The 21,395-nt window shown below is 70.0% G+C and carries 17 protein-coding genes and 1 pseudogene; 10 read left to right on the top strand and 8 right to left on the bottom strand.

The features are described from left to right. Window positions 1-69: 69 nt before the first annotated feature. Genes sbnA through ACZ5NH_RS04785 form a run of 5 tightly spaced genes read left to right on the top strand, consistent with a single transcriptional unit; the run spans window position 70 to window position 5,209 of the window. On the top strand, window positions 70-1,062 hold the full coding sequence (sbnA, locus tag ACZ5NH_RS04805; RefSeq protein WP_468772974.1) for a 2,3-diaminopropionate biosynthesis protein SbnA: 993 nt from the start codon (window positions 70-72) through the stop codon (window positions 1,060-1,062). Beyond that, the gene (locus ACZ5NH_RS04800) at window positions 1,059-1,820 is read left to right on the top strand and encodes a thioesterase II family protein (protein WP_468772973.1); all 762 of its coding nucleotides are present in this window, start codon (window positions 1,059-1,061) and stop codon (window positions 1,818-1,820) included. Before sbnA ends, ACZ5NH_RS04800 begins: the two co-directional genes overlap by 4 nt. Next, window positions 1,817-2,863 (top strand): sulfotransferase domain-containing protein, encoded by a 1,047-nt coding sequence (locus tag ACZ5NH_RS04795; RefSeq protein WP_468772972.1) that lies wholly within the window; start codon window positions 1,817-1,819, stop codon window positions 2,861-2,863. The genes ACZ5NH_RS04800 and ACZ5NH_RS04795 overlap by 4 nt, the downstream gene beginning before the upstream one ends. Beyond that, window positions 2,860-3,318, top strand: coding sequence for a GNAT family N-acetyltransferase (locus ACZ5NH_RS04790; RefSeq protein WP_468772971.1), 459 nt, complete (start codon window positions 2,860-2,862; stop codon window positions 3,316-3,318). Before ACZ5NH_RS04795 ends, ACZ5NH_RS04790 begins: the two co-directional genes overlap by 4 nt. A gap of 55 nt (window positions 3,319-3,373) precedes the next feature. Further along, on the top strand, window positions 3,374-5,209 hold the full coding sequence (locus ACZ5NH_RS04785) for an ABC transporter ATP-binding protein (RefSeq protein WP_468772970.1): 1,836 nt from the start codon (window positions 3,374-3,376) through the stop codon (window positions 5,207-5,209). Between the two features lie 131 nt (window positions 5,210-5,340). On the opposite strand, the gene ACZ5NH_RS04780 is transcribed toward ACZ5NH_RS04785, so the two are convergent. The 4 genes and pseudogenes from ACZ5NH_RS04780 to ACZ5NH_RS04765 all read right to left on the bottom strand — a co-directional run. Continuing rightward, window positions 5,341-6,603 (bottom strand): sulfate adenylyltransferase subunit 1, encoded by a 1,263-nt coding sequence (locus ACZ5NH_RS04780; RefSeq protein ID WP_468772969.1) that lies wholly within the window; start codon window positions 6,601-6,603, stop codon window positions 5,341-5,343. Window positions 6,604-6,605: 2 nt separating this feature from the next. Continuing rightward, window positions 6,606-7,535, bottom strand: a complete 930-nt coding sequence (cysD, locus tag ACZ5NH_RS04775; protein WP_468773091.1) for a sulfate adenylyltransferase subunit CysD — start codon at window positions 7,533-7,535, stop codon at window positions 6,606-6,608. An 8-nt stretch (window positions 7,536-7,543) separates the two neighbouring features. Further along, on the bottom strand, window positions 7,544-8,062 hold the full coding sequence (gene cysC / locus ACZ5NH_RS04770; RefSeq protein ID WP_468773090.1) for an adenylyl-sulfate kinase: 519 nt from the start codon (window positions 8,060-8,062) through the stop codon (window positions 7,544-7,546). 966 nt (window positions 8,063-9,028) lie between these two features. Further along, a pseudogene (locus ACZ5NH_RS04765) lies at window positions 9,029-9,508 on the bottom strand (FAD/NAD(P)-binding protein); the annotation flags it as partial. A 141-nt stretch (window positions 9,509-9,649) separates the two neighbouring features. Between ACZ5NH_RS04765 and ACZ5NH_RS04760 the strand changes: the two are divergent. Next, on the top strand, window positions 9,650-10,108 hold the full coding sequence (locus ACZ5NH_RS04760) for an RrF2 family transcriptional regulator (RefSeq protein WP_388625820.1): 459 nt from the start codon (window positions 9,650-9,652) through the stop codon (window positions 10,106-10,108). A gap of 32 nt (window positions 10,109-10,140) precedes the next feature. Here the strand turns inward: ACZ5NH_RS04760 and ACZ5NH_RS04755 are convergent, their stop codons facing one another. Next, window positions 10,141-11,055, bottom strand: coding sequence for a lysylphosphatidylglycerol synthase transmembrane domain-containing protein (locus ACZ5NH_RS04755; RefSeq protein ID WP_468772968.1), 915 nt, complete (start codon window positions 11,053-11,055; stop codon window positions 10,141-10,143). A gap of 134 nt (window positions 11,056-11,189) precedes the next feature. Then, on the bottom strand, window positions 11,190-12,380 hold the full coding sequence (locus tag ACZ5NH_RS04750; RefSeq protein WP_468772967.1) for an aminotransferase-like domain-containing protein: 1,191 nt from the start codon (window positions 12,378-12,380) through the stop codon (window positions 11,190-11,192). A 336-nt stretch (window positions 12,381-12,716) separates the two neighbouring features. Here ACZ5NH_RS04750 and ACZ5NH_RS04745 point away from each other — a divergent pair, with 336 nt between their 5' ends. Further along, the gene (locus ACZ5NH_RS04745) at window positions 12,717-13,430 is read left to right on the top strand and encodes a thioesterase II family protein (RefSeq protein WP_468772966.1); all 714 of its coding nucleotides are present in this window, start codon (window positions 12,717-12,719) and stop codon (window positions 13,428-13,430) included. Window positions 13,431-13,891: 461 nt separating this feature from the next. On the opposite strand, the gene ACZ5NH_RS04740 is transcribed toward ACZ5NH_RS04745, so the two are convergent. Next, window positions 13,892-15,307: an MFS transporter gene (locus tag ACZ5NH_RS04740; protein ID WP_468772965.1), complete on the bottom strand. Its 1,416-nt coding sequence runs from the start codon at window positions 15,305-15,307 to the stop codon at window positions 13,892-13,894. A 91-nt stretch (window positions 15,308-15,398) separates the two neighbouring features. Beyond that, window positions 15,399-15,719: a hypothetical protein gene (locus ACZ5NH_RS04735; protein WP_468772964.1), complete on the bottom strand. Its 321-nt coding sequence runs from the start codon at window positions 15,717-15,719 to the stop codon at window positions 15,399-15,401. 203 nt (window positions 15,720-15,922) lie between these two features. Between ACZ5NH_RS04735 and ACZ5NH_RS04730 the strand changes: the two genes are divergently transcribed. Genes ACZ5NH_RS04730 through ACZ5NH_RS04720 form a run of 3 tightly spaced genes read left to right on the top strand, consistent with a single transcriptional unit; the run spans window position 15,923 to window position 21,309 of the window. Then, entirely contained in the window at window positions 15,923-16,966 is a 1,044-nt protein-coding gene (locus ACZ5NH_RS04730; RefSeq protein WP_468772963.1) for a TauD/TfdA family dioxygenase, read from the top strand. Continuing rightward, window positions 16,963-19,365, top strand: a complete 2,403-nt coding sequence (locus ACZ5NH_RS04725; protein ID WP_468772962.1) for an amino acid adenylation domain-containing protein — start codon at window positions 16,963-16,965, stop codon at window positions 19,363-19,365. Before ACZ5NH_RS04730 ends, ACZ5NH_RS04725 begins: the two co-directional genes overlap by 4 nt. A 39-nt stretch (window positions 19,366-19,404) precedes the next feature. Continuing rightward, on the top strand, window positions 19,405-21,309 hold the full coding sequence (locus ACZ5NH_RS04720; protein ID WP_468772961.1) for a methylaspartate mutase subunit E: 1,905 nt from the start codon (window positions 19,405-19,407) through the stop codon (window positions 21,307-21,309). Window positions 21,310-21,395 lie beyond the last annotated feature (86 nt).

The raw sequence follows: 21,395 nt of genomic DNA, 5'->3' as shown, positions 1-21,395 counted from the left end.
GGCCCAGGGGCCGCGCGGGCCCTTCTCACGGCCCCCGCAGCGAACGAGCAGAGAGGATTGGTGTGCGCTATGGGTGAATCCGCCCTCGCCGACCAACTGGAACGAATCAGGTCCGGATTCATCGATACCCCCGTTATTCCGCTCGACCACGAACGGCTCGACCTGTTCGCGAAGACGGAGTACTGCAATCTCAACGGAAGTGTCAAGGACCGGTCCGCCTACGTCATGCTGCAACGGGCTGTCCAACGCGGCGAGCTGACCGCGGACAGCACGGTCGTCGAGTCGTCGTCCGGGAATCTGGCGATCTCGCTGGCAGCCTTGTGCCGGCTACTCGGCATTCCCTTCGTCCCGGTCATCGACCAGAACGTCAACGCGCCGACCGAGATGCTGTTACGGGCGACTTGCGACCGCGTGGAAAAAGTTGCCGAAAGGGACGGGACGGGCGGGTATCTGCGCACCAGGCTGGACCGTGTCAAGACGCTCACCGAGACGCTGGAGAACACCTTCTGGCCAAACCAGTACAGCAATCCCGACGCGGCGGACGCGCACTATCTCCTCACCGGGGCCGAGATCTGCCGCACCTTCGACCGTCTTGACTACATATTCGTCGGCGTGGGGACCGCCGCGACGATCGCGGGAGTTTCCCGCCGTATCCACGAGTACCTGCCGCAGACCAAAGTCATCGCCGTCGATTCCGCAGGATCGGCCATCTTCGGGCAGCAGGCCCGAACGCGTTACATCCCCGGCATCGGCTCCAGCATCCGGCCGCCGCTGCTCGATCAGGCGGAGATCGACGATGTTGTCATCGTCGAGGAACACGAATCGGTGGTGGCCTGCCGCCGCCTCCTGACGCGATTCGGGCTCTTCTGCGGTGGCTCCACCGGCAGCGTGTACGCCGCGATCGAGCGGTACTTCGCGTCGTACCGGGGGCCGCGCCTGTCCGTGCTCTTCCTCTGCGCGGACCGCGGCATCGCCTACACCAATACCGTCTACCAGCAGGGCTGGCTGGAGCGCGTCAGCAATCCGACATCAAGCCGAGGGGAATCCGGCACGGAACAATGAATTCCATCCACCGACTCACCGAGCCGGAGCAGCCGCTCGTCCGCCTCGTCTGCTTCCCGCACGCGGGGGGAACCGCCTCGTCCTTCCAGCCCTGGAAGGACACGGTTCCCCTCGATGTCGAACTGTGGGCCGTGCAGTATCCGGGGCGCCACAATCGACTGGCGGAGGCGTGTCCGACGAGCGTGTCGGAGCTGGTCGACGACGTGCTGCCGACGTTCGACCAAGCTCCTCGCCTGCCCACCGTGTTGTTCGGTCACAGCCTGGGCGCTGCCATCGCCTACGAGTGCGCCCTGCGACTGCCCGATTCCCCCGCCCTGGTCATCCTCTCGGCCCGCCGCGGGCCGGGACGTGCCAACGAAGAGGCGCTGAGCGACCTGAACGACGCAGACTTCCTCGACCGGCTCGCAAGGCTCGGCGGGCTCAGTCCGCAGATCCTCGGCAACCGGCAACTACTGGAGATCGTCCTGCCGGCCCTTCGTGCGGACTGCCGGCTGAGCGACGCCTACTCGCCGGACCCGGACCGCCCCATCAGCGCCCCCATCCTGGCGTGTGTCGGCGACCGGGATCCCTCGGTGACCGTGGACGACATCCTTGCCTGGCGTTCGGCCACGGTCGGCGCTTTCACCCACCAAGTCTACCCGGGCGACCACTTCTACCTGCAGGAGCACAAGGCCGCATTGGTCCGCGCCGCCTGCGACGCCGCAGCCCTCGTCCAGCTCCACCGCACGCCCACGACCAGCTCAGGGAGGCTTCAGTGACGGACCAGCAGTCGGCGGACCAGCCGTTGATCTTCGTTGTCGGGACCGGCCGATGTGGTTCGACCGCCCTCTCGAACGTCCTGCGGCTACATCCGCACATCCTCAGCCTGAGCGAGTTCGTCGCGTCGATGGAGCCCGACCCGTTCCCCGACGGCCTGTTGACCGGCGAGCAGTTCCTCCGCTTCCTGGAGGAACCGCGCGCCTTCACCACATCGGTGATGCGCCACGGGTTCTGGCCCACCGTGGTGGAGACCGGGCAACAGCCGCCCGGCACCGGCCCGGACAACGAGATGCCGGTCCTCGGCGCCCTGTCCGTCACGGTCCTGCCGCACTTGACGGACGATCCGCAGGACCTGCTGTCGCAGCTCCGCAAGGAGTTGCCCAACCTGCCGACCGCACCTGTCGCCGATCACTACCGGGCGCTGTTCCGCATCCTGGGTCAGCGGTTCGGCACTCGGGTGGTGACGGAGCGGTCGGGGTATTCGCTCCGGACGGTCCCCCGCCTCAGGCAGCTGTTCCCCGAGGCGCGCTTCGTCCATCTGTACCGGAACGGCCCCGATACGGCGCTGTCCATGAGCCAGTACCCGGTGTTCCAGGTGCTGCGCGTACTGCTGGAGCGCGCGATCGCCAAGGGGCGCGGGCAGGAGGGGGTCTCCGAGGAGATGGCCGACATGTTCCGCGACGGCGAGGTGGACGTCCGGCCGATCCTCAACGCTGACGTACCCACGTCCGCGTTCGGAAAGATGTGGTCCGACTCCGTACTCGATGGGCTGCACCACCTCGCGGGCCTTCCGCCCGAACGGCTGGCCTCATTCGCCTTCGAGGACCTGCTCGACCGTCCGGAGTCCGAACTGACCCGCCTCGCCGGCTTCCTGGGCGTGGTGCCCCTGCCCGAGTGGCTCGATGCCGGCAAGGCCGAGTTGGATCCCACGCGGCGGCACGCCTCACTCGCCCTGCCCCCTGAGGAACTGGCGGCCCTCCAGGAAAGCTGCGCTCCGGGCATGCGCGCCCTCGGGATGTCGACGGGAGCGGACGCTCGGTGAGCACCGGAGTGCGGTTGGAGCAGATCGGCCCCGAGAACGTGGACGATGCCTGCGGACTCGAGGTGCTGCCCGGGCAGGAGAAGTACGTCGCTTCGGTGGCCAGGTCCCTGGCAGATGCCTATGTTCACCCGGAGACGGCCTGGCCGCGCGTCGTCATGGACGGTTCCGTACTGGTCGGATTCCTGATGGGGGCGTTCCCGGGGCCGACCCAGGCGGACCCGCGGACCTGCGGCATCTGGCGTCTGGCAATCGGTGCGGGGTACCAGGGCCGCGGCTACGGGAGTGCCGCGGTCGGGGCGTTCTGCGCCGAGGCGCGCGCCCGGGGGATGCGACGCGTGCTGGTGCAGTGGACGCCGGGCGGATCTGGCCCCGAGGGCTTCTACCAGCGGCTGGGTTTCCGCCCCATCAGCAGCGGGCCCGGCAGGGAGACGACGGGCGAGGTGCTGCTGTCGTGACGGCCCGGGCGAGGCTCGTTCCGGCGGTTCCCCTACGACGAGCATGCCTGCACCGATGAGGGAGACCATCGTGGACCTACCGGACGACGTCGCAGCATCCGAGCAGGCCGGTGGCGGGGGACCTGTCACCCCCGGATCGCCGGCGTGGCGGGTGTTGCTCGGCTATGCCCGCCGACACCGCTGGCAACTGCTCGGGGGTACGGTCCTGACGCTCGCCGCCGGCGCCTCCGGGCTGGCGCTGCCGCTGGTGGCGCGGTCGCTCATCAGCGACCTCGCCCACGACCGTTCGCTGACCGCCGAAGTGGTCGGCATGTGCCTGTTGGTCTGTGCCAATGCGGCGATCGGTGCGCTGGGCACGTACGTGCTGCGGCGCGCCGCCGAGTCGGTGGTTCTCGGTGCCCGCCTGCAGCTCACCTCGCATCTGCTGCGGCTGCGTATCGCGGTGGTGGACAGCAGCGAGCCGGGCGACTTGATGTCCCGGGTGACCTCTGACACCACGCTCCTACGCGAGGTGACCACCGACGGCCTGGTGGGACTGGTCACAGGCGGCCTCACGCTGATCGCCACGCTGGTGATGATGGGTGTCATCGACCCGGTGCTGCTCGGCGTCACCATTGTCGTGAAGGGCGGCGCTGCCCTTCTGATCAGTGTGATCATCCCGCGTGTGAACCGGGCCAGCCACAAGGCGCAGGACGCGGTGGGTCTGATCGGGTCGACCCTGGAGCGCGTTCTCGGCGCGCTGCGCACGGTGAAGGCCTCCGGTGCGGAATACCGCGAGGAGGCGGCGGTGCACGCGGCGGCGCAGGACTCGTGGCGGCAGAGCGTCCAAGTCGCCAAGTGGTCGGCGGTGGTCGGGAACACGGCCGGGCTGGCCACCCAGATCGCGTTCCTCACCGTGCTGGCGGTGGGCGGCGCGCGGGTCGCCACCGGCGCGATCGACGTTGCCTCGCTGATCGCCTTCCTGATGTACGTCTTCTATCTGGTGGCGCCGGTGCAGCAGGTGGTCGGGGCGGTTACCCAGTACCAGATCGGGGCTGGGGCGATCGCCCGTATCCAGGAGGCCCTCGCGCTGCCCGCGGAGCCGCCCGCCGAGCCCGTGCCGCTGCCTGCCGACGCCGCCGAACCGGTCGCGCTCGCCTTCGAGGACGTGCGCTTCCGGTACGCCGGCGATCAGCCGGAGATCCACCACGGCGTGAGCTTCGCAATACCGGCGCAGGGCCTGACCGCCTTCGTCGGGCCGTCCGGTGCCGGCAAGACCACCGTCTTCTCCCTCATCGAGCGGTTCTACGAGCCGAGCGCCGGCCGGATCACCCTCGTCGGCCGTGACCTGGCGACCTGGGCTGTCCCCGAGCTGCGCGCCACCATCGGCTACGTGGAGCAGGACGCTCCCGTACTGTCCGGCTCGGTGCGCGACAATCTCCTGCTCGGCAATCCGGACGCCACCGAGTCGGAGCTGCGCCACGTCCTGCGCATCACCCGCCTCGATCGCCTCGTCGACCGCCTTCCGGTGGGTCTGGACACCCTCGTCGGCCACCGCGGCACGAAGCTCTCCGGCGGCGAACGCCAGCGGGTGGCGATCGCGCGCGCCCTGCTGCGCCGACCGCGGCTGCTCCTGCTCGACGAGGCGACGTCGCAGCTCGATGCGGTCAACGAGGCCGCGCTGCGTGACACCGTCGCGGACGTTGCCCGTACGACCACGGTTCTCGTGGTCGCACACCGGCTGTCCACCGTGGCCATGGCTGACCGGATCGTGGTCATGGACGCCGGCCGAGTGCGCGCGATCGGCACCCACGAGGAACTCGTCGCCGCTGACCCGCTCTATGCCGAGCTCGCGGCCACCCAGTTCCTCGCCACCGCCGGCGCCGGCGCCGATGGGGCTTCCCGGAACTGAGAATGCGGTTGCGGTCGACCCCGCCCGGTTCGAGGCGAGCTTCGCCCCCGGGCACCCGTGCCCTGGACCTGTGAACCCTGGGCACGCTCCGCCCACCGGGAGGGCCGGCGGACGGCCTCGCGCCGCCGACCCTACGCCACCTCCGCCATGCCTGCGGTGAGGGTGGCCCCGTCGGCCGGGTCGACCAGCAGGAACGATCCGGTGCGCCGGTTGTCGCCGTAGTCGTCCAGGACCAGTGGCTCCGCGGTGCGCAGCACCACATGGCCGATGTCGTTGACGCCCAGCCCCTCGGGGGCGCCGCGCCGTTCGAGGGTGTCGATGTCGATCCGGTGGGAGATCTCCTTGACCACCGCCCGCACGGTGCGGGTGGTGTGCTTGAGCAGCACCCTGTCCCCCCGGCGCAGCGAACGCTCATGGAGGTGGCAGACGGTGGCCGTCACCTCCGTGGCGGGTGTGGGAGCCGGGCCTGTCGCGAGCAGGTCGCCCCGCGAGACGTCGAGCTCCTCGGCGAGCCGGACGGTGACGGACTGCGGCGCCCAGGCGATGTCCGTGGCCCGGCCGAGCGCGTCGATGCCCGCCACGGTGGCGGTCCGGCCCGACGGCAGAACGGTGACGGTGTCGCCCGTGCGCAGCACGCCGGATGCCAGCTGTCCGCCGTAGCCGCGGTAGTCGGGGTGTTCGGGTCCCTGTGGCCGGATCACGTACTGCACCGGGAAACGCACCGGCTCCCGGCCCGGGTCACCGCCCACCGGGACGGTCTCCAGGTGGTCCAGCAGGGTCGGCCCGCTGTACCAGTCCATGTGTGCCGAGGGCTCCACCACGTTGTCCCCGGCCAGTGCCGAGACGGGAACGGCGGTGAGGTCGGCGATGCCGAGCGAGGCGGCGTAGGCGCTGAACTCCTCGACCGTGGCGGCGAAGACCGGCTCGGCGTAGTCGACCAGGTCCATCTTGTTGACGGCCAGCACCAGGTGCGGCACCCGCAGCAGGGCGGCCACCGCGGCATGGCGCCGGGTCTGCTCGACCACTCCGTTGCGCGCGTCCACCAATACCACGGCCAGTTCGGCGGTGGAGGCGCCGGTGACCATGTTGCGGGTGTACTGCACATGCCCTGGGGTGTCGGCCAGGATGAACCGCCTGCGCGGGGTGGCGAAGTAGCGGTGGGCGACGTCGATGGTGATGCCCTGCTCACGCTCGGCCCGCAGCCCGTCGGTGAGCAGCGCGAGGTCCACGGTGGAGTGTCCCCGGTTCCGGGAGGCGTTCTCGACGGCCTCCCACTGGTCGGCCAGCACCGCCTTGGAGTCGTGCAGCAGCCGTCCGACGAGGGTGGACTTGCCGTCGTCCACCGAGCCCGCGGTGGCAAAGCGCAGCAGCGAGGCGGCGGGTGCGATGGTCATGGTCAGAAGTACCCCTCGCGCTTGCGGTCTTCCATGGCGGATTCGGAGAGTTTGTCGTCGGCCCTGGTCGCGCCGCGCTCGGTCAGCCGGCTGGCGGCGATCTCGGCGACGACGGCCTCGGTGGTGGCGGCGTCGGAGTCGACGGCACCGGTGCAGGACATGTCGCCGACGGTGCGGTAGCGGATCAGCCGTCGTTGCACGGGTTCGTGGTCCGCGGGGCCGCCCCACGCCCCGGCGGTCAACCACATGCCGTCGCGGGAGAACACCTCGCGCTCATGGGCGAAGTAGATCTCCGGCAGGTCGATCTTCTCCCGCTCGATGTACTGCCAGACGTCGAGCTCGGTCCAGTTGGAGAGCGGAAAGACCCGCATGTGCTCTCCGGGCGCGTGCCGGCCGTTGTAGAGCGACCACAGCTCGGGGCGCTGGCGGCGCGGGTCCCAGCCGCCGAACTCGTCGCGCAGCGAGAAGATGCGCTCCTTGGCGCGGGCCTTCTCCTCGTCGCGGCGGCCACCGCCGAGGACGGCGTCGAAACGATGCGCCTCGATGGCGTCGAGCAGCGGCACGGTCTGCAGCGGGTTGCGGGTGCCGTCCGGGCGCTCCCGCAGCCGGCCGTCGTCGATGTATTCCTGTACACGGGCGATGTGCAGGCGCAGCCCGTGCCTGGCCGCCACCCGGTCCCGGTGGTCGATCACCTCGGGAAAGTTGTGGCCGGTGTCGACGTGCAGCAGGGCGAAGGGGACCGGCGCGGGCCAGAAGGCCTTGACGGCCAGGTGCACCATGACGAGGGAGTCCTTGCCGCCCGAGAAGAGGAGCACCGGACGCTCGAACTCCCCGGCCACCTCACGCAGGATGTGCACCGACTCGGCTTCCAGCACGTCCAGGTGCGTCAGCGCGTATCCGCCGCTCGGGTCCGTCGGCGCGGTGCCGGACACGGGAGCGCTCACACCAGTCCCCTCTCGGCGAGCAGGGCCTGGACGACGTCCGCGGACTCGGCGAGTGTCTGACGGTGTGTCTCCAGGCGTAACTCCGGGCATTCCGGGGGTTCGTAGGGGTCGTCCACGCCGGTGAGGCCGGACAGCGCGCCGGCGGCCTGCCGGGCGTAGAGTCCCTTGACGTCGCGTGCGGCGCAGACCTCCGCGGGCGCGGCCACGTGGATCTCCACGTACGGTACGCGGGCGAGGTCATGGCGGAGCCGGATGGTCTCGCGGCTGCTCCGGTAGGGCGCGATGACCGGCACGAGCACGATGACGCCGTTGCGCGCGAGCACCTCGGCGACCATGCCGACCCGCCGCACATGGGTGTCGCGGTCCTCGCGGGAGAAGCCGAGGCCTGCCGAGAGGGTGGTACGGACCGCATCGCCGTCCAGGACCTCCACCCGACGGCCTTCGGCCCGCAGCCGGGCGCCCAGCTCTGCGGCGATGCTGCTCTTGCCCGCGCTGGGCAGCCCGGTCAGCCACACCGTGGCGCCCTGGGGGGCGGGCGGTGGCGCCGGCCGTTCGTCCTGGGCGCGCCGGGCCGGCCGTGCGGCAGGCGACGAGGAACGCAGCAGTGCCCGTGCCAGATCCGCGGCCTGCTGCCGGATCTCCGGGACGGCCGTGGTCTCCCACAGTTCGCCACGTCGGTGGGCGCCCAGGGTCCACACCGAGCGGACGACTCCGTCACGGCCCCGCAGCCGTCCCTCGGCGGTCGTCGCGAGGCCGATGCCCAGCGGCCCGGGACGGGCCAGTCCCGAGTTCACCAGGGACCTCAGCAGCGGATCACCGGAGCCGGCCGGCCGCAGGTCCGGCCCGGTGCAGTCCACCACCCAGCCGACCCGGATCTCCCGGGATCCCGTCACCGTCACCGTGAGCGCATCGCCGTTGTCCCGGGCGGCCGTGACCTCACCGGTACGCAGACGCAGCCGCCCGGCGGTCCTGAGCCGGGCGACGGTCTCAGCCGTCTCGGGCGGCATCCGGTGCCGGTGGACGTCCCACAGGTGCCGGTCGTGCCGGAGGAACTCGGCCCGGTCCGCCTCGTCCAGCCGGCTCCACAGCCCCGAGGTCACGCGGCGCAGGCCGTCGACGGCCGGACGCCAGTCACCCTGGGCACGCTGCACCCGCCGGATGTGGCGCTGGACGGCGGACCGCAGCTGGCGCAGCGGGAGTCCGTCCAGAGGCTCCTCCGGGGCCACGGGCGGCAGTGGGACCACGGCATGGGCCCGGGGCAGCAGTCCGTGCCGGGACAGGGCGTGCACGGTACGACCCGGGCGGTCGACCGCCAGTGCGACGTCCACCGCGGTCAGGCCGGTGCCGACCAGCAGCACGTCATCGCCGTCCATGAGCGGGCCGGCCAGTGCGTCGGGCTGCCAGGGGTCGGGGACGAACCGTTCGGACTTCCTCAGTTCGGCAGGTGCCCACTGCGCCGTACCGGCCGGCGGACCGGTGGCTATCACCACGCTGTCGGCCGTGAGGCACATACCGTCGGCCAGCCGCACCCGTGTGTGGTCGCCCTGCACCGAGCAGGCCACGGCTCGGGTGGGCAGGCGCCGGAAGGTCAGCGGGCCGCCGGCCCGCTCGACGCAGGCGGCCAGGGTGGCCGAGAGATAGTCGCCGTAGTGACGTCTGGGCACGAACGACCGCTGGGTCGCTAAGGGACATCGGTTCCGGGCCAGCCAGTGAACGAAGTGATCGGGCCGGTCGGGCAGACAACTCATGGCGCCCACCGGCACGTTGAGCAGATGCCGGGGATCCTTCGTGGTGAACGCCTTGCCCACTCCGGTCGGCGGGCCCGGATCGACCAGGGTGAGCTCCACCGGCGCGCGTCGCCTGCGGGACTCCTCGGCAACCTGGATGGCGACCATGCTCCCGGCGGCTCCCGCCCCCACTATCACCAGCTTCAGAGGAACACGACCGCTTGCGCCGACCATCTGGACCTCCACAGGGATTCTCCACCAATCCGGTGGATTATATGGTCGGACCCTTGCTGCCAGTGAGAGCAACGGTGTTCAGTTGAAACAAAGTTGACGTTGCGTCACCCATGACCGGACGGACATGAGAGGCTTCTTTCCATGCGGATCTCAGCGCGGACGGACTACGCGATCCGGGCCATGGCCGAGCTCGCGCGCACTCCGGACGCCGCGCAGAAGGCGGAACAGCTCTCCGGCTCCCAGGACATCCCCCTCCGCTTCCTGCTGTCGATCCTGCGCGAGCTGCGGCAGCATCGGCTGGTGCTCAGCAGCCGTGGCCCCGAAGGGGGTTATCGGCTCGCCAGACCGCCGCAGGAGATCTCCATCGCCGATGTGATCCGGGCCATCGACGGGTCACTGGCCAGCTTCCGGGATCTCAGGCTCAGCGATCTCAGCTACCCGGGCGCGGCCGCCTCGCTGCCGGACGTCTGGCGAGCGGTGCGGGTCAGCCTGCGGCAGGTTCTGGAACGCGTGACCCTCGCGGACCTGGCGATCGGCGAGCTCCCCTCGCCCGTGCGGGAGCAGGCCCAGGAGTACCGCGACGACAGGCGGCACGGGTAGGCCACCGCTGACGTCTTCCTGCGGATGCGCCTCTACACGGCGCCTTTGCGCTGCAGGTAGCCGAAAGACAGCCACCCGGGCAGTACCGGAAGCCAGAACATCAGGAGTCGGTAGAGCAGCACGGCCGGGGTGGCCACCGCTACGGGCACATGGGTGAGGGTCAGGAGAGCTCCGACCAGCGCCGCCTCCATCGCCCCGACACCCCCCGGTGTGGGCACCGCGGAGCCCACCGCATGCGCCGTCAGGTAGACCACCGTCACCGTGACGATGCCGACGCCGGCACCGAAGGCCCGTAAGGACGCGTCGAGGCATCCCACGAATCCGGCGGTGACCAGCAGATATCCGGCGAAGCCGAGGGCCGGTCCGAGCGGCCGCCGCAGCAGCTCCAGCAGCCGGGGTCCCACTCCCGCCAGGAACTCACGCGCCCGCCTCACCACCCACCGCCTCGACAGCGGGACGGCGGTCACCCCCAGCACCAGGAGCACGGCGGCCGGCAGCCCGATGCGGAGCACGGGAGACTGCCCGAGACTCCGAAGCCAGGCGAAGCCGCTCAGCGAGCCGAAGGTGAGCAAGAGCAGTACGCGGCAGATGGCCCCGGCCAGTTGGGAGACGGCGACGCTCGCCAGGGCCTGGGCGGGCGGCACACCCGCCTTCTGCAGAAAGCGGGTTGTCAGTGCCACGCCCCCAAGCGCCGTCGGAGTGACCGCTTTCACGAACGATCCCGCGAGCTGCGCCACCACGACCCTGCCGAACGGCAGCCGCTCCGGTACGAAGCCGATCAGACACATCGCGGCCGCTCCATGGCTGAGGACCGCGACCACGAACGCCAGCGACAGCCAGCCTCCGTTCACCTGGGCGAGGTCGATCCCGTTGCCGGGAAACGTGGTGATCAGGTAGAAGACCCCACACGCTGCCGCCGCGGCCGTGAGGAGGGTACGCAGTCGCATTCTCACCCCTCGCCGAGGCCCTGGTGACCCGTCCCGCACCCGGTGTACGCCGCTCGACGACCTCGACGCTCTGGTCAGTCGGACTCCATGGCCGCGATCAGGCTCTTCGGGCGCATCTCCACGGTCACTCGGTGTCACATCGATTCCTGTGCGAAGGCGCGTCTCAGCCGTCTCAGGCCTTCCTCGATCTCGCTGGGCCGATGGGTCGGGAAGGACAGGCGCAGGGTTCTTCGGTCGGGAGAGCCGGAGAAGAAGGGCTCGCCCGGCACGAAAGCGACCCCTTGGTCAACTGCCCGTCCCAGCAGGGCGGTTGCATCGTACCCGGCCGACAGCCGGGCCCAGACGAACATGCCACCGCTGGGCCGGACGTACTGGCTGCCGGGCGGCAGGCACCGTGCCAGCCCGTCCAGCAGGGCGTCGCGACGTTCTTGATAGGCGCTGCGCACCAGCTTGAGGTGGCCGTCGAGGTCGCCGTCGGTCAGGTAGGCGGCTGCGGCGGCCTGATCGATGGTCGAGGAGTGGACATCGGTGGCCCCCTTGACGGTGACACAGGCCCGGCGCAGGGCGGCGGGCGCGCGCAGCCATCCGAGCCTGAGCCCCGGAGCCACGCTCTTGGACAGGCTGCCCAGGAGCACCGTCCGATCGGCGGCCTCGGGCAGCGAGGCGATCCACGGCTCGGCCCCGCCCTCGTACCGCAGTTCCCGGTACGGGTCGTCCTCGGCGATCCAGAATCCGTACCGTGCCGCGAGCGAGGCGACCGCACGACGGCGGCCGACCGGCATCGTCCGGCCGGTCGGGTTGTGGAAGGTCGGCGCGAGATAGACCAGCCTGGGCCGGTGGAGCCGGACGGCCTCCTCCAGCGCGGACGGCTCGACCCCGTCCCCGTCGCAGCCGACGGCGACCACCCGTGCGCCGGCGAGGGTGAAGCACTGCAAGGCGACCAGATAGGTGGGCTCTTCGACCAGCACCGTATCGCCCTGGGCCAGCAGCGCCGCGCAGGCAAGCGACAGTGCCTGCTGGGCGCCGGTGGTGATCAGCAGCGCGTCCGGCTCGGTGGCCAGTCCCTGCCGCGAGATGCGCTCGGCCAACACCGCGCGCAGCTGCGGATCGCCTTCGGTTGTCGAATACTGCAACGTCCGCTGGGGAGTTGCGAGCACTTTGGCGTAGGCCGCCGAAATACCTTGCGCGTCGAACAGATCGGGCGCGGGCATGCCACCGGCGAAGGAGATCACGCCCGGCCGCGAGGTGTGCGCGAGAATCTCACCGAGCGATGCCGCGAGGGCGCTCGCGGCATCGATGCGGGCTCCTGGTTCCGCAGAGTTCACGTGCCTTGTGCCTGACATCGCCCTCCTGCCGCACCGGCGCTGCGGAACTCCGCCGACTTCCCTGTGTTGACACAGCACCCTATGCCCCGCCGAGTCGTCAGGAACAGGGTTTTCCGGACGGCTGCTGTGAGTTACGCTCCCAGGCGGCCGCGACCCGGAGCCGCGTATCGGCCGGATCGACGACCGTCAGACGCAATACAGCGTCACACCCGGCAAGCGGCAGGCGGAAATCACTTCTCGCTTCGCCGACGAAAGCGCTGGACCCCGGCTCGGATCATGGCTGGAGGAATCCGTATGCAACCGTCCACAGAGTCCCCTTGGTTTCCGGCAGAAGCCATGAACGGCACTCCCGAACTGCTTCTGTTCTGTCTGCACCACGCGGGCGCGGGAGCTTCGGCCTACCGGAACTGGCAGAAGCTCATCGGAAGGCGCATCGAGGTCGTACCGGTACAGCTGCCGGGACGCGAAGGACGGTTCACGGAGCCTGCGGAGCCGTCGATCACAAGGCTGGCCGAGCGGCTGCAGGAGCCGCTGTTCCAAAGGGCCGGAGGCACCCCGTTCGCCCTGTTCGGGCACAGCATGGGTGCGGTGCTGGCGTACGAACTGAGCCACCGGCTGACCCGGGCCGGCAGGCCCCCCGCCCATCTGACCGTGTCGGCCTACGCTCCCCCGCACGTCCGCGTGCCCACCCACGTCCACACGCTCTCCGACCAGGAGTTCCTGGATCACGTCGCCGGTCTGGAGGGCACCGTTCCCGCCGTACTGGAAAGTCCCGAACTGCTGGATCTGCTGCTGCCCGTGCTCCGGGTGGACTTCGCGGCCTGCGACAGCTACGCGTACGCCGAACGCGGTCGGCTCGGCGTCCCGCTGACCGCGTTCGGCGGCGACAGCGATCCGGGCGTGAGTGTGCCGATGCTGGAGCGGTGGGCGGAGCTCACCAGCGGGCCGGTCGGAATCGAAGTCTTCCCCGGCGGGCACTTCTACCTCCTGGACCAGCTCGAGGCCGTACTCGACGTCCTCACCGGGAAGCTCGGCATTCCCCGGGAGTAGCCAGGCGCCCGACGCATCGCACCCCGCGCCCCAACTTTCACAAGCCCTCTACATCTCCCGGTCAAAAGATTCCGGCTCTCTTTTTCAGGCCACCGGTCAGCTGTTTTCAGACATCAGCGACAAGGATTCGGCCAATATTCACCACCGTCGACGAGTTGTCCGAAATAAATGGTGCGCCGTAGAAGCACCAAGAAAGGTTCAAGATGCAAGCACGTCTCTTTCACCCTGTTGACACGACGCCCACCGACAGCGGAAGCTGCTGTGAGCCATGCCTGACACCAGATGTCCGGACTGAGTATCACAAATGCCGGAGGTGGCTCCAATTTCCTTACCAAAAGGCATATCTGAAATAACCCTGCGAAATGTAGTCAAGGCCCTCAGAGCAGCAGAACCGGAAGACGTTTCCGCAGCCGACGTGTCGAAGGACACGGGAATGAGCACCGTGACCGCTCGGCGGTATCTCAGGTTCCTTGCCCGGGTCGGTGTGGCCGAGGTTGCCCACCGCTACGGCCGAGTCGGGGCGCCTGAGCGGCTGTATCGGCTGCGGGAAGCTCTCGCTCGCCAAAGACTGCCGACCCTCGTCCACCACCCGTCGCACCGCTCATCGCCGGTGCCGGTGGGGCAGAGTCCCTCCCTTCGGTTCCACGGTCCTTCCGCAGAGGCGACAACCACAGAATCACGGCGACCGACGGCAGAAGCCAGGCGAACAGGAGGACAGTAGGACGCAGACCCAGCGCTGTGCCAAGGGCCCCACCCACGACACCCGCGAGCGGCCGCAGCCCCCATTGCAGCCAACTGGCCGTGGCGTTCAGCCGGCCCAGCATGCCCGGCGGACACGACGCCATGCGGTAGGACCGCTGGGCGATGTTGTAGGTGAGAGCTGAGGCGAGCGTCACGGTGAACCCGATGGTCACCATGATCTGTCCGTGGACACCCGGGAGCACGTACCCGGCGACGATCTGCCCCGGGGCGAAGGGCACCGGGCTGAAGAGCAGCACCCGGACGAGTCCGTACCGCCTGATCAGCGGTTTGGCGATCAGACTGCCGATCACACCCCCGACCGCGCTGATTCCTCCGACAAGACCGACGGTCTGCGCGGACCAGCCGAGATCACGGACCGCGTACAGAACCCAGACAGAACTGATGGCCGCGAGCAGGAAGTTGCCCAGGCTGTTCGAGATCGTTACGAAGGTCAGAATCCTGTCGGCCACGATGATCCGGAGCCCGGCGGACAGTTCCCGCCGGAACCCTCGGTCGCTCGCGGGTTTCTGCGCGGGCCGCGGCTCCCGGAACCGGACCAGCAGCAGACCGCCCGCGCTCACCAGATAGGACACCGCGTCGGCGGTCACAGCGGTGGCCGCGCCCACGAGAGCCACGAGGAAGCCCGCGGAACTCGGTCCGATCACGCCGGCCGCCGCCGACGCGGTGCTGACCTTTCCGTTGGCGTCGACGAGTTGTGACTTCGTCAGGAGAATTCCGGGAAAACTCAGGTACGCACTGTTGAACAGCACCGCCAGAGTTCCGGACACCAGCGCCACCGCGTAGAGCTGGACCAGCGAGAGGGCGCCCAGTGCGCCCGCCACCGGCACCGTGCACAGAACGGCGAACCGCGCCACATCGCACCAGAGCATCACCTCTCTCTTGCGGGAGCGGTCGACGATCACTCCCGCCGGCAGGGAGAAGAGCAGCCATGGCAGGGTGCTGAAAGAAGTCAGCAACGCGACTTGAAACGTCGAGGCGTGCAAGGTGAGGGTGGCGAGCAACGGCAGGGCCAGCACGGTGACCTGAGCACCGATCAGACTGACGGACTGGCCGCCCCACAGGAGCATGAAGTCCCGGTGACGCCAGAGGGAGCCGACCGACTCAGTTTCGTTCATGGAACCGTTCCGTCCGAGGGTCTCTCCGGGCGACAGGCCGACGGATGGTCCTCCGCGCGCTGCTCGGCCGGCTGGCGGGATGAGGTCCGAGTCAGGTTACCCCGTCGGAGTCCAGTGCCCCGCCCCTCAGCTCCTCCGCGAGGAGCTGGGAGACCTTGGGGCGGTTGAGGTAGTAGGCGGTTCGAATACGGCGCGCTGAAGCGGCGTCAGCTCGTCGGCGAAGTCCTCGTACTCGCCGTGGGCCTCCATCCGCTGTATCCCCGCCGTGCAGCCGGAACCCCTCCGTTCCGCGCGTCATGATCGTGCCCTCCAGGGTGTCGAAGCGAAAGCCGTCTCCGATGAGTTCGAGCATCAGCTCCACTGTCAGACAACCATTGACGTCGAAAAGAAACTTCTGCTCTTCGGTCAGCATCACAAGCAGTCCTCGTCGTTCCCCGACATCCTTGATACGCGCCCGGACTCCGGAACACCACAGGGCATTACCAAGGCTTTGCGGTGTTGATTTCATTGCACGCAACGCACATAACCTTCGAAATATTGACCCGCCTTGTCCCTGAACGTACGTTCGGCGTGTCATTCCACTCGTATCCGAAGCCGCACCGTTGGAGGAGTCAAGTGGGGCCCGAATACCAGTGCACTCTTGACTGCCGGGAAACCGCGGCACTGCACGAACTGGCGGGCAAGGTCGCCGAACTCCTGCCCGGGGACCCGGATCGGGCCGGGGACGCACTGGACGAGGTACCGGCCGCACTGCGCCGGACCCTGACCGCCCTCACCCGACCCGACAGCACACGGCCCTACTGTCTCGTCGACGTGGCCGCACCGGAACCCCTCTCCACCCTGCCGCCCACGCCGACGGCCGACCGCCCCGCACCGGGGGGCCACTGGTCCGCGGGTCTGCTGCTCCTGGTCGCCGAGATCCTCGGCGACCTCGTCGGGTATGCGGACGAGAACGACGGCGCCCTGATCCATGAAGTCGCTCCGGAGCCCGGCATGGAGGAGTACATCCAGAACGTCGGCTCCTCGTCCCTGGGCCTGCACACCGAGAACGTCCACCACCCGCTCCGGCCGGACTTCGTCAGCCTGCTGTGCCTGCGCCAGGACCACGAGGACGTGGCCGCACTGCGGCTCTCGTCCGTGCGTGAAGCCGTACGGCACCTGCCGCCCGGGACGCTCGACGTCCTGCGCGAGCCGCTGTTCCACAGCCTGTACCCCACGTCGTTCGGGCTGGACGCCCAGGGCAGGCGGCCGGTCTCCGCCCCGCACGCAGTGCTGGCCGGCCCACGGGCCGCACCCACCATCCGCTACAACACCCACAACACCACCGGGGCGACGGAACGGGCCTCCGACGCGCTGGCCGCCTTGCGCACGGCGCTGGAGCAGGTCGCCCGGCGGATACGGCTTCGCGCCGGCCAACTCGCCGTTCTGGACAACCGTGTCGTCGTCCACGGCCGAACCGCGTTCACCCCCCGCTATGACGGCCGGGACCGCTGGCTGCGCCGGTGCTACGCGGTGCGCGGCCTGCCCGGCGGGCTGCCCGCACCGATGCCCCGGCCCCGGGTGATTCCCGCCCTGCCCTCGCTGTTGAGGTCGCCCGACGCTCCTGCGGCGGAGCACGGAACGACACGACGTCCGCGCCCGGAAGGAAGTGCCCGATGAACGAGACGGTCATCGACTGCGCGGACCTCGGGCCGCACGACCCGGCGGCCCTCGTGGCCGCGGCCGTCACGGTGGCGCACCGCATGACCACCGACGACAGCGTCCGGATCCGCTGCCGGATCACCGGGGCGTCCGGCACCCGGCACGGCGTCCTGTGCGCCGGGCTGTCCGATGATCCCTCCTTCGGCGCACTGGTCAAGTGGGCGGCGGCGGAGATCGAGGCGCTGAACTCCCGTGCTCCGCAGGCAGGTCCGGCCGTCGGGCAGCGGGCGGCACGCGGCGGGCCGGCCCGGCCGCAGCGCCGGGACGGCACCGGCCACGACGGATCCGACTCACCCGCCCTGGAAGTCGTGCTCACCGAGACGGCGGACGACGGCCTGCTGTCCGCCGAAGTCCGCACCGCCCCGGACGAGCCCGGATGGGCGGAACTGCTGCGTGCCGCCCTCACCGCCGGTGTCCGCGATCCAGCGGTGGCGCTGTCCGTGCTGGACCTTCTGCCGCCCGGCCCGGCGTCCCACGCAATGCCGGTACAGGGGACGGAGGTTCCGGCGGAACCGGCACGCGCCGTCCACGCATTCGTCGCCGACCAGGCCGCAGACCGCCCGGGAGCACCCGCCGTCACCTGCGGGGACGAGACGCTGACCTACGGCGACCTGTGGAGCCGGGCGGGCGCGGTGGCCGACACCCTCCGGGCCCAGGGCGTGGTCCCGCACGCGGTGGTCGGTGTCCTGCACCGGCGTTCCACCGATCTGATCGTCGCCCTGCTCGGCATCCTGCGCGCCGGCGCGGCCTACCTGGCGCTCGACCCGGAGGACCCGCCGGCCCGGCACGGCGAACTCCTCGCCGCGGCCCGCAGCCGTCATGTGGTCGTACAGGCCGGGCTGGGCGACCTGCTGCCCCCGGAGCAGTCGGCGATCGAGGTGGCCTCCTGCCGCCCGCGCGGCGCCGATGGCCGGGCGGACGCCCCGGCCCCGCACCGGGACGCGACGCTGCCGCCGGACGCGCTCGCCTACGTCAGCTTCACGTCGGGATCCACCGGCCGGCCCAAGGGGGTGGGCGTGCCGCACCGGGCCGTGTCCCGCTTGCTGCGCGGACCGAACTGGATGGAGATCAGGCCGGACGACGTGTTCCTGGAACTCTCACCGGTGGCGTTCGACGCGTCGACCATCGAGATCTGGGCGCCGCTGATGAACGGTGCCCGTCTGGTGGTGCTGCCGGGACCGCCAACCGTCGTCGAACGGATCCGGCCCGTCGTGGAACGCGAGGGCGTCACGGTCCTGCTGCTGACGACAGGGCTGTTCAACCATCTGGTGACGGAGGAACCCGGCCTGTTCGGCGCCGTGCGACACGTCCTGACCGGCGGTGAGACGGCCTCCCCGGCCCATGTCCGGCGCCTGTTGACCGAGTTTCCCGCCCTCACCTTCACGAACGGATACGGCCCGACGGAGAACACGTCGTTCACCACCTGCTGGACGACCACGGGAGTTCTCCCGGAGGGCCCGCGGGTACCGATCGGAAGCCCGGTGCGCGGTACTCGGGTCGTCGTTCTCGACCCGGCGCTGCGTCCCGTGCCACCCGGGGTCGTCGGCGAACTCTACGCCGGTGGGGAAGGGCTGGCGCACGGCTACCTCGGGCAGCCGACCGCCACCGCCGAGCGCTTCGTGGCCGACCCCTTCGCCACGCAGCCCGGTCGGCGCCTGTACCGCACGGGCGATCTGGTGCGCCGGCTTCCCGACGGCACGCTGGAGTTCGTCGGGCGGGCGGACCACCAGGTCAAGGTGCACGGCTTCCGGGTGGAACCGGCACATGTCGAGGCCCACCTGATCGGCCGGCCCCAGGTCAAGGAGGCCGTGGTCGTCGCCCAGCGGGACGGCTCGGGCAGCCAACGACTGCTCGCCTACGTCGTCCCACGCCACGATGGGGCGGACACCGCGTCCACCGGACATGACGGTGCGGCCGGTCTCGGTGCCCGGCTGCGCGAGGCGCTGGCGGCGGAACTTCCGCCACACATGGTGCCGTGGGCCATCATGGTCCGCGACGACCTGCCGCTGAACCGCAACGGCAAGGTGGACCGCCGGGCGCTGCCCGCGCTCGTCCGATCGCCGCGGGCCCTCGCCGTGGACCTCGTGCTGCCGCGCACCGCTCTGGAGGCACAGCTCGCCGCCATCTGGTCCGAGGTGCTGGACGTGGAACCGGTGGGCGTGGAGGACGACTTCTTCGACCTCGGCGGCCACTCACTGCTCGCCGCACGGCTCCTCAACGCGCTGGAACGCCGGCTGAACGTCAGCGTCCCGGCACGGGCGCTGTACGAGGGGCGGACCGTCACCCATCTGGCCCGTGCCCTGTCCGGCTCGCTCGACGCCCCACCCGGCGGCACCGCGCAACCGGAGACGCTGTGAGACAGGCTCGTCCGACCGAGCACGAACCAGGAGAACCCTGTGCACCGAATAGTGCTGGGCGGCATCGGGGCCGACGCCCACTCCGTAGGACTGTTCGTTCTCCGGCACGCCCTGGCGGAGAGCGGCTACCAGGTGATCGACCTGCGCACCCAGAACGAACTGCGCGACTTCTTCGAGGCGGCGCGCACCGCCGACGTGGTGATGATCTCCAGCATGGACGGGCACAGCCGCTTCTACACGCGTGAGTTCCGCGAGCTCTGCAAGGAGTACGGCCCGCTCGACGCCCACTGGTACATCGGCGGCAACCTGTCCGTGTCGTCCTCCCGGGACGATGTCGTGCGCCACTTCCTCGAACTGGGCTTCCGCCGGGTGTTTCCCGGCTATGCCGACCTGCGCCAGGTACTGCGGTACCTGGCACAGGACCTCGCGGGGCGGCGGCCCGCCCTGTCCGCCGTCCACGAAGAGACGGCCCCGGCGGGACGGCCCCGCAGTCTGGTCATGCCCGAGGACCAGCGGATGGAGGACGAGCACTTCCGGGTCGTCCGGAAGGAGGTGCTGCAGCACTGGCGCACCGGACGGGCGGCCGCCGAACTCGACGCCAACGCCGAGTTCGTCGCGGGCCGGCCGTCGCTCGCGGCCGCTCAGTTACGGGCCCGGCACACCGGGCGACCCCTGCTGCAACCCCGGTGCGGCGTGGCCGACGCGGTCGGTCAGGCACGCCTGTTCACCGCACTGCACCGGGCCGGCGCGCACGTGCTGTCGTACCAGGTGGACTCCCTGTCCCGGAACAACGACTATCCCGGCGCCGAGGAGGGCCTGCGTGCCAGCTCCCCGGCCCGGTCCGTGCTCAACGGCTTCCCGGTCGTGAACCACGGCGTCCACGCCCTGCGGCAGTTGGGGGCCCGGCTCCCCACTCCGCTGCAGACCCGGCACAGCACCCGGGACCCCCGGCTGCTCGGCGAGATCTCCTACGCCGGAGGCGTCACCGCGTTCGAGGGCGGCGCCATCACCTACAACCTGCCCTACTACAAGGACTATCCGCTGGAGGAGTCGATCCCCGCCTGGCAGTACGTCGACCGGCTCACCGGACTGTACGCGGAACGCTACGGCATCATCCTGGACCGGGAGTTCTTCGGCGTTCTGACCGCGACGCTGCTGCCGCCGTGCCTGGCGATCGTCACCTGCCTGCTGGAAATGCTGATGGCCGTCGCGCAAGGGGTCCACTCGGTGAGTCTCGGCTATGCCGAGCAGGGCTGCCGGTCCCAGGACGTCGCCGCCATCCAGGTCATGGACGAGATGGCCCACGAGCTGGTCGGCCACGCACGGCACGGGGTACTGATCACGACCGTCTTCCACCAGTACATGGCCGCGTTCCCGGAGACCAGGCGCAAGGCGCTCCTGCTGCTCCGCGGATCGGCACGCACGGCGGGTCTCTCCGGATGCGGCCGCGTCCTGCTCAAGACCACCGCCGAGGCATGGGGAATCCCGACCGTCGAGGAGAACGCCGAGGCCATCCGCGAGGCTCAGCGCTCGATCGCCTCCGCCACGCCGGCCGACCTCGACCACAAGGCCGTCGACGAGGAGAAGCGGCTGCTGCGTGCCGAGTGCGAGCATCTGCTGAACGCGGTGCTGGAATGCGGGGGCGGCAGCGTCACCCGGGGCGTCGTCCGGGCATTCCGGCTGGGCCTGCTCGACATACCGTTCGCGCCGAGCGTGCACAATCGCGGCGAGGTACTCGGCATCCGGGACTCCGGCGGTGCGGTACGGCTGCTCGCCCCGGGACGGCTTCCGCTGCCCGCGGACATACGGGCATTCCACCACGACCGGATCCAGGAACGCCTTTCCAAGGACCGCGTCCAGAACGGCAGAACCGCCGCCGAGGTGGCCGCCTCCGACATCCGCCGGGTCATCCAGGGGAATTTCGACGAGTGGCCCCTGTCGTGAGCCGCCGCCGTGAGCGCAATCGACCACAACAACCCTAACGAGCAGTACGGTCACGATCTGGGTTCACGGTTCCCGCGCGGATAGCA

It is taken from the genome of Streptomyces sp. NPDC031426, from assembly GCF_055581585.1.
The sequence above is the reverse complement of the archived record's forward strand: the minus strand, read 5'-3'. Positions and strand labels throughout refer to the sequence as shown.

Bases quoted from the DNA above. Each gene is read 5' to 3' on its own strand.
- sbnA (WP_468772974.1), top strand. From the start codon at position 70: ATGGGTGAATCCGCCCTCGCCGACCAACTGGAACGAATCAGGTCCGGA.
- ACZ5NH_RS04800 (WP_468772973.1), top strand. From the start codon at position 1,059: ATGAATTCCATCCACCGACTCACCGAGCCGGAGCAGCCGCTCGTCCGC.
- ACZ5NH_RS04785 (WP_468772970.1), top strand. From the start codon at position 3,374: ATGAGGGAGACCATCGTGGACCTACCGGACGACGTCGCAGCATCCGAG.
- ACZ5NH_RS04780 (WP_468772969.1), bottom strand. From the start codon at position 6,603: ATGACCATCGCACCCGCCGCCTCGCTGCTGCGCTTTGCCACCGCGGGC.
- ACZ5NH_RS04760 (WP_388625820.1), top strand. From the start codon at position 9,650: ATGCGGATCTCAGCGCGGACGGACTACGCGATCCGGGCCATGGCCGAG.
- ACZ5NH_RS04755 (WP_468772968.1), bottom strand. From the start codon at position 11,055: ATGCGACTGCGTACCCTCCTCACGGCCGCGGCGGCAGCGTGTGGGGTC.
- ACZ5NH_RS04745 (WP_468772966.1), top strand. From the start codon at position 12,717: ATGAACGGCACTCCCGAACTGCTTCTGTTCTGTCTGCACCACGCGGGC.
- ACZ5NH_RS04740 (WP_468772965.1), bottom strand. From the start codon at position 15,307: ATGAACGAAACTGAGTCGGTCGGCTCCCTCTGGCGTCACCGGGACTTC.
- ACZ5NH_RS04735 (WP_468772964.1), bottom strand. From the start codon at position 15,719: ATGCTGACCGAAGAGCAGAAGTTTCTTTTCGACGTCAATGGTTGTCTG.
- ACZ5NH_RS04725 (WP_468772962.1), top strand. From the start codon at position 16,963: ATGAACGAGACGGTCATCGACTGCGCGGACCTCGGGCCGCACGACCCG.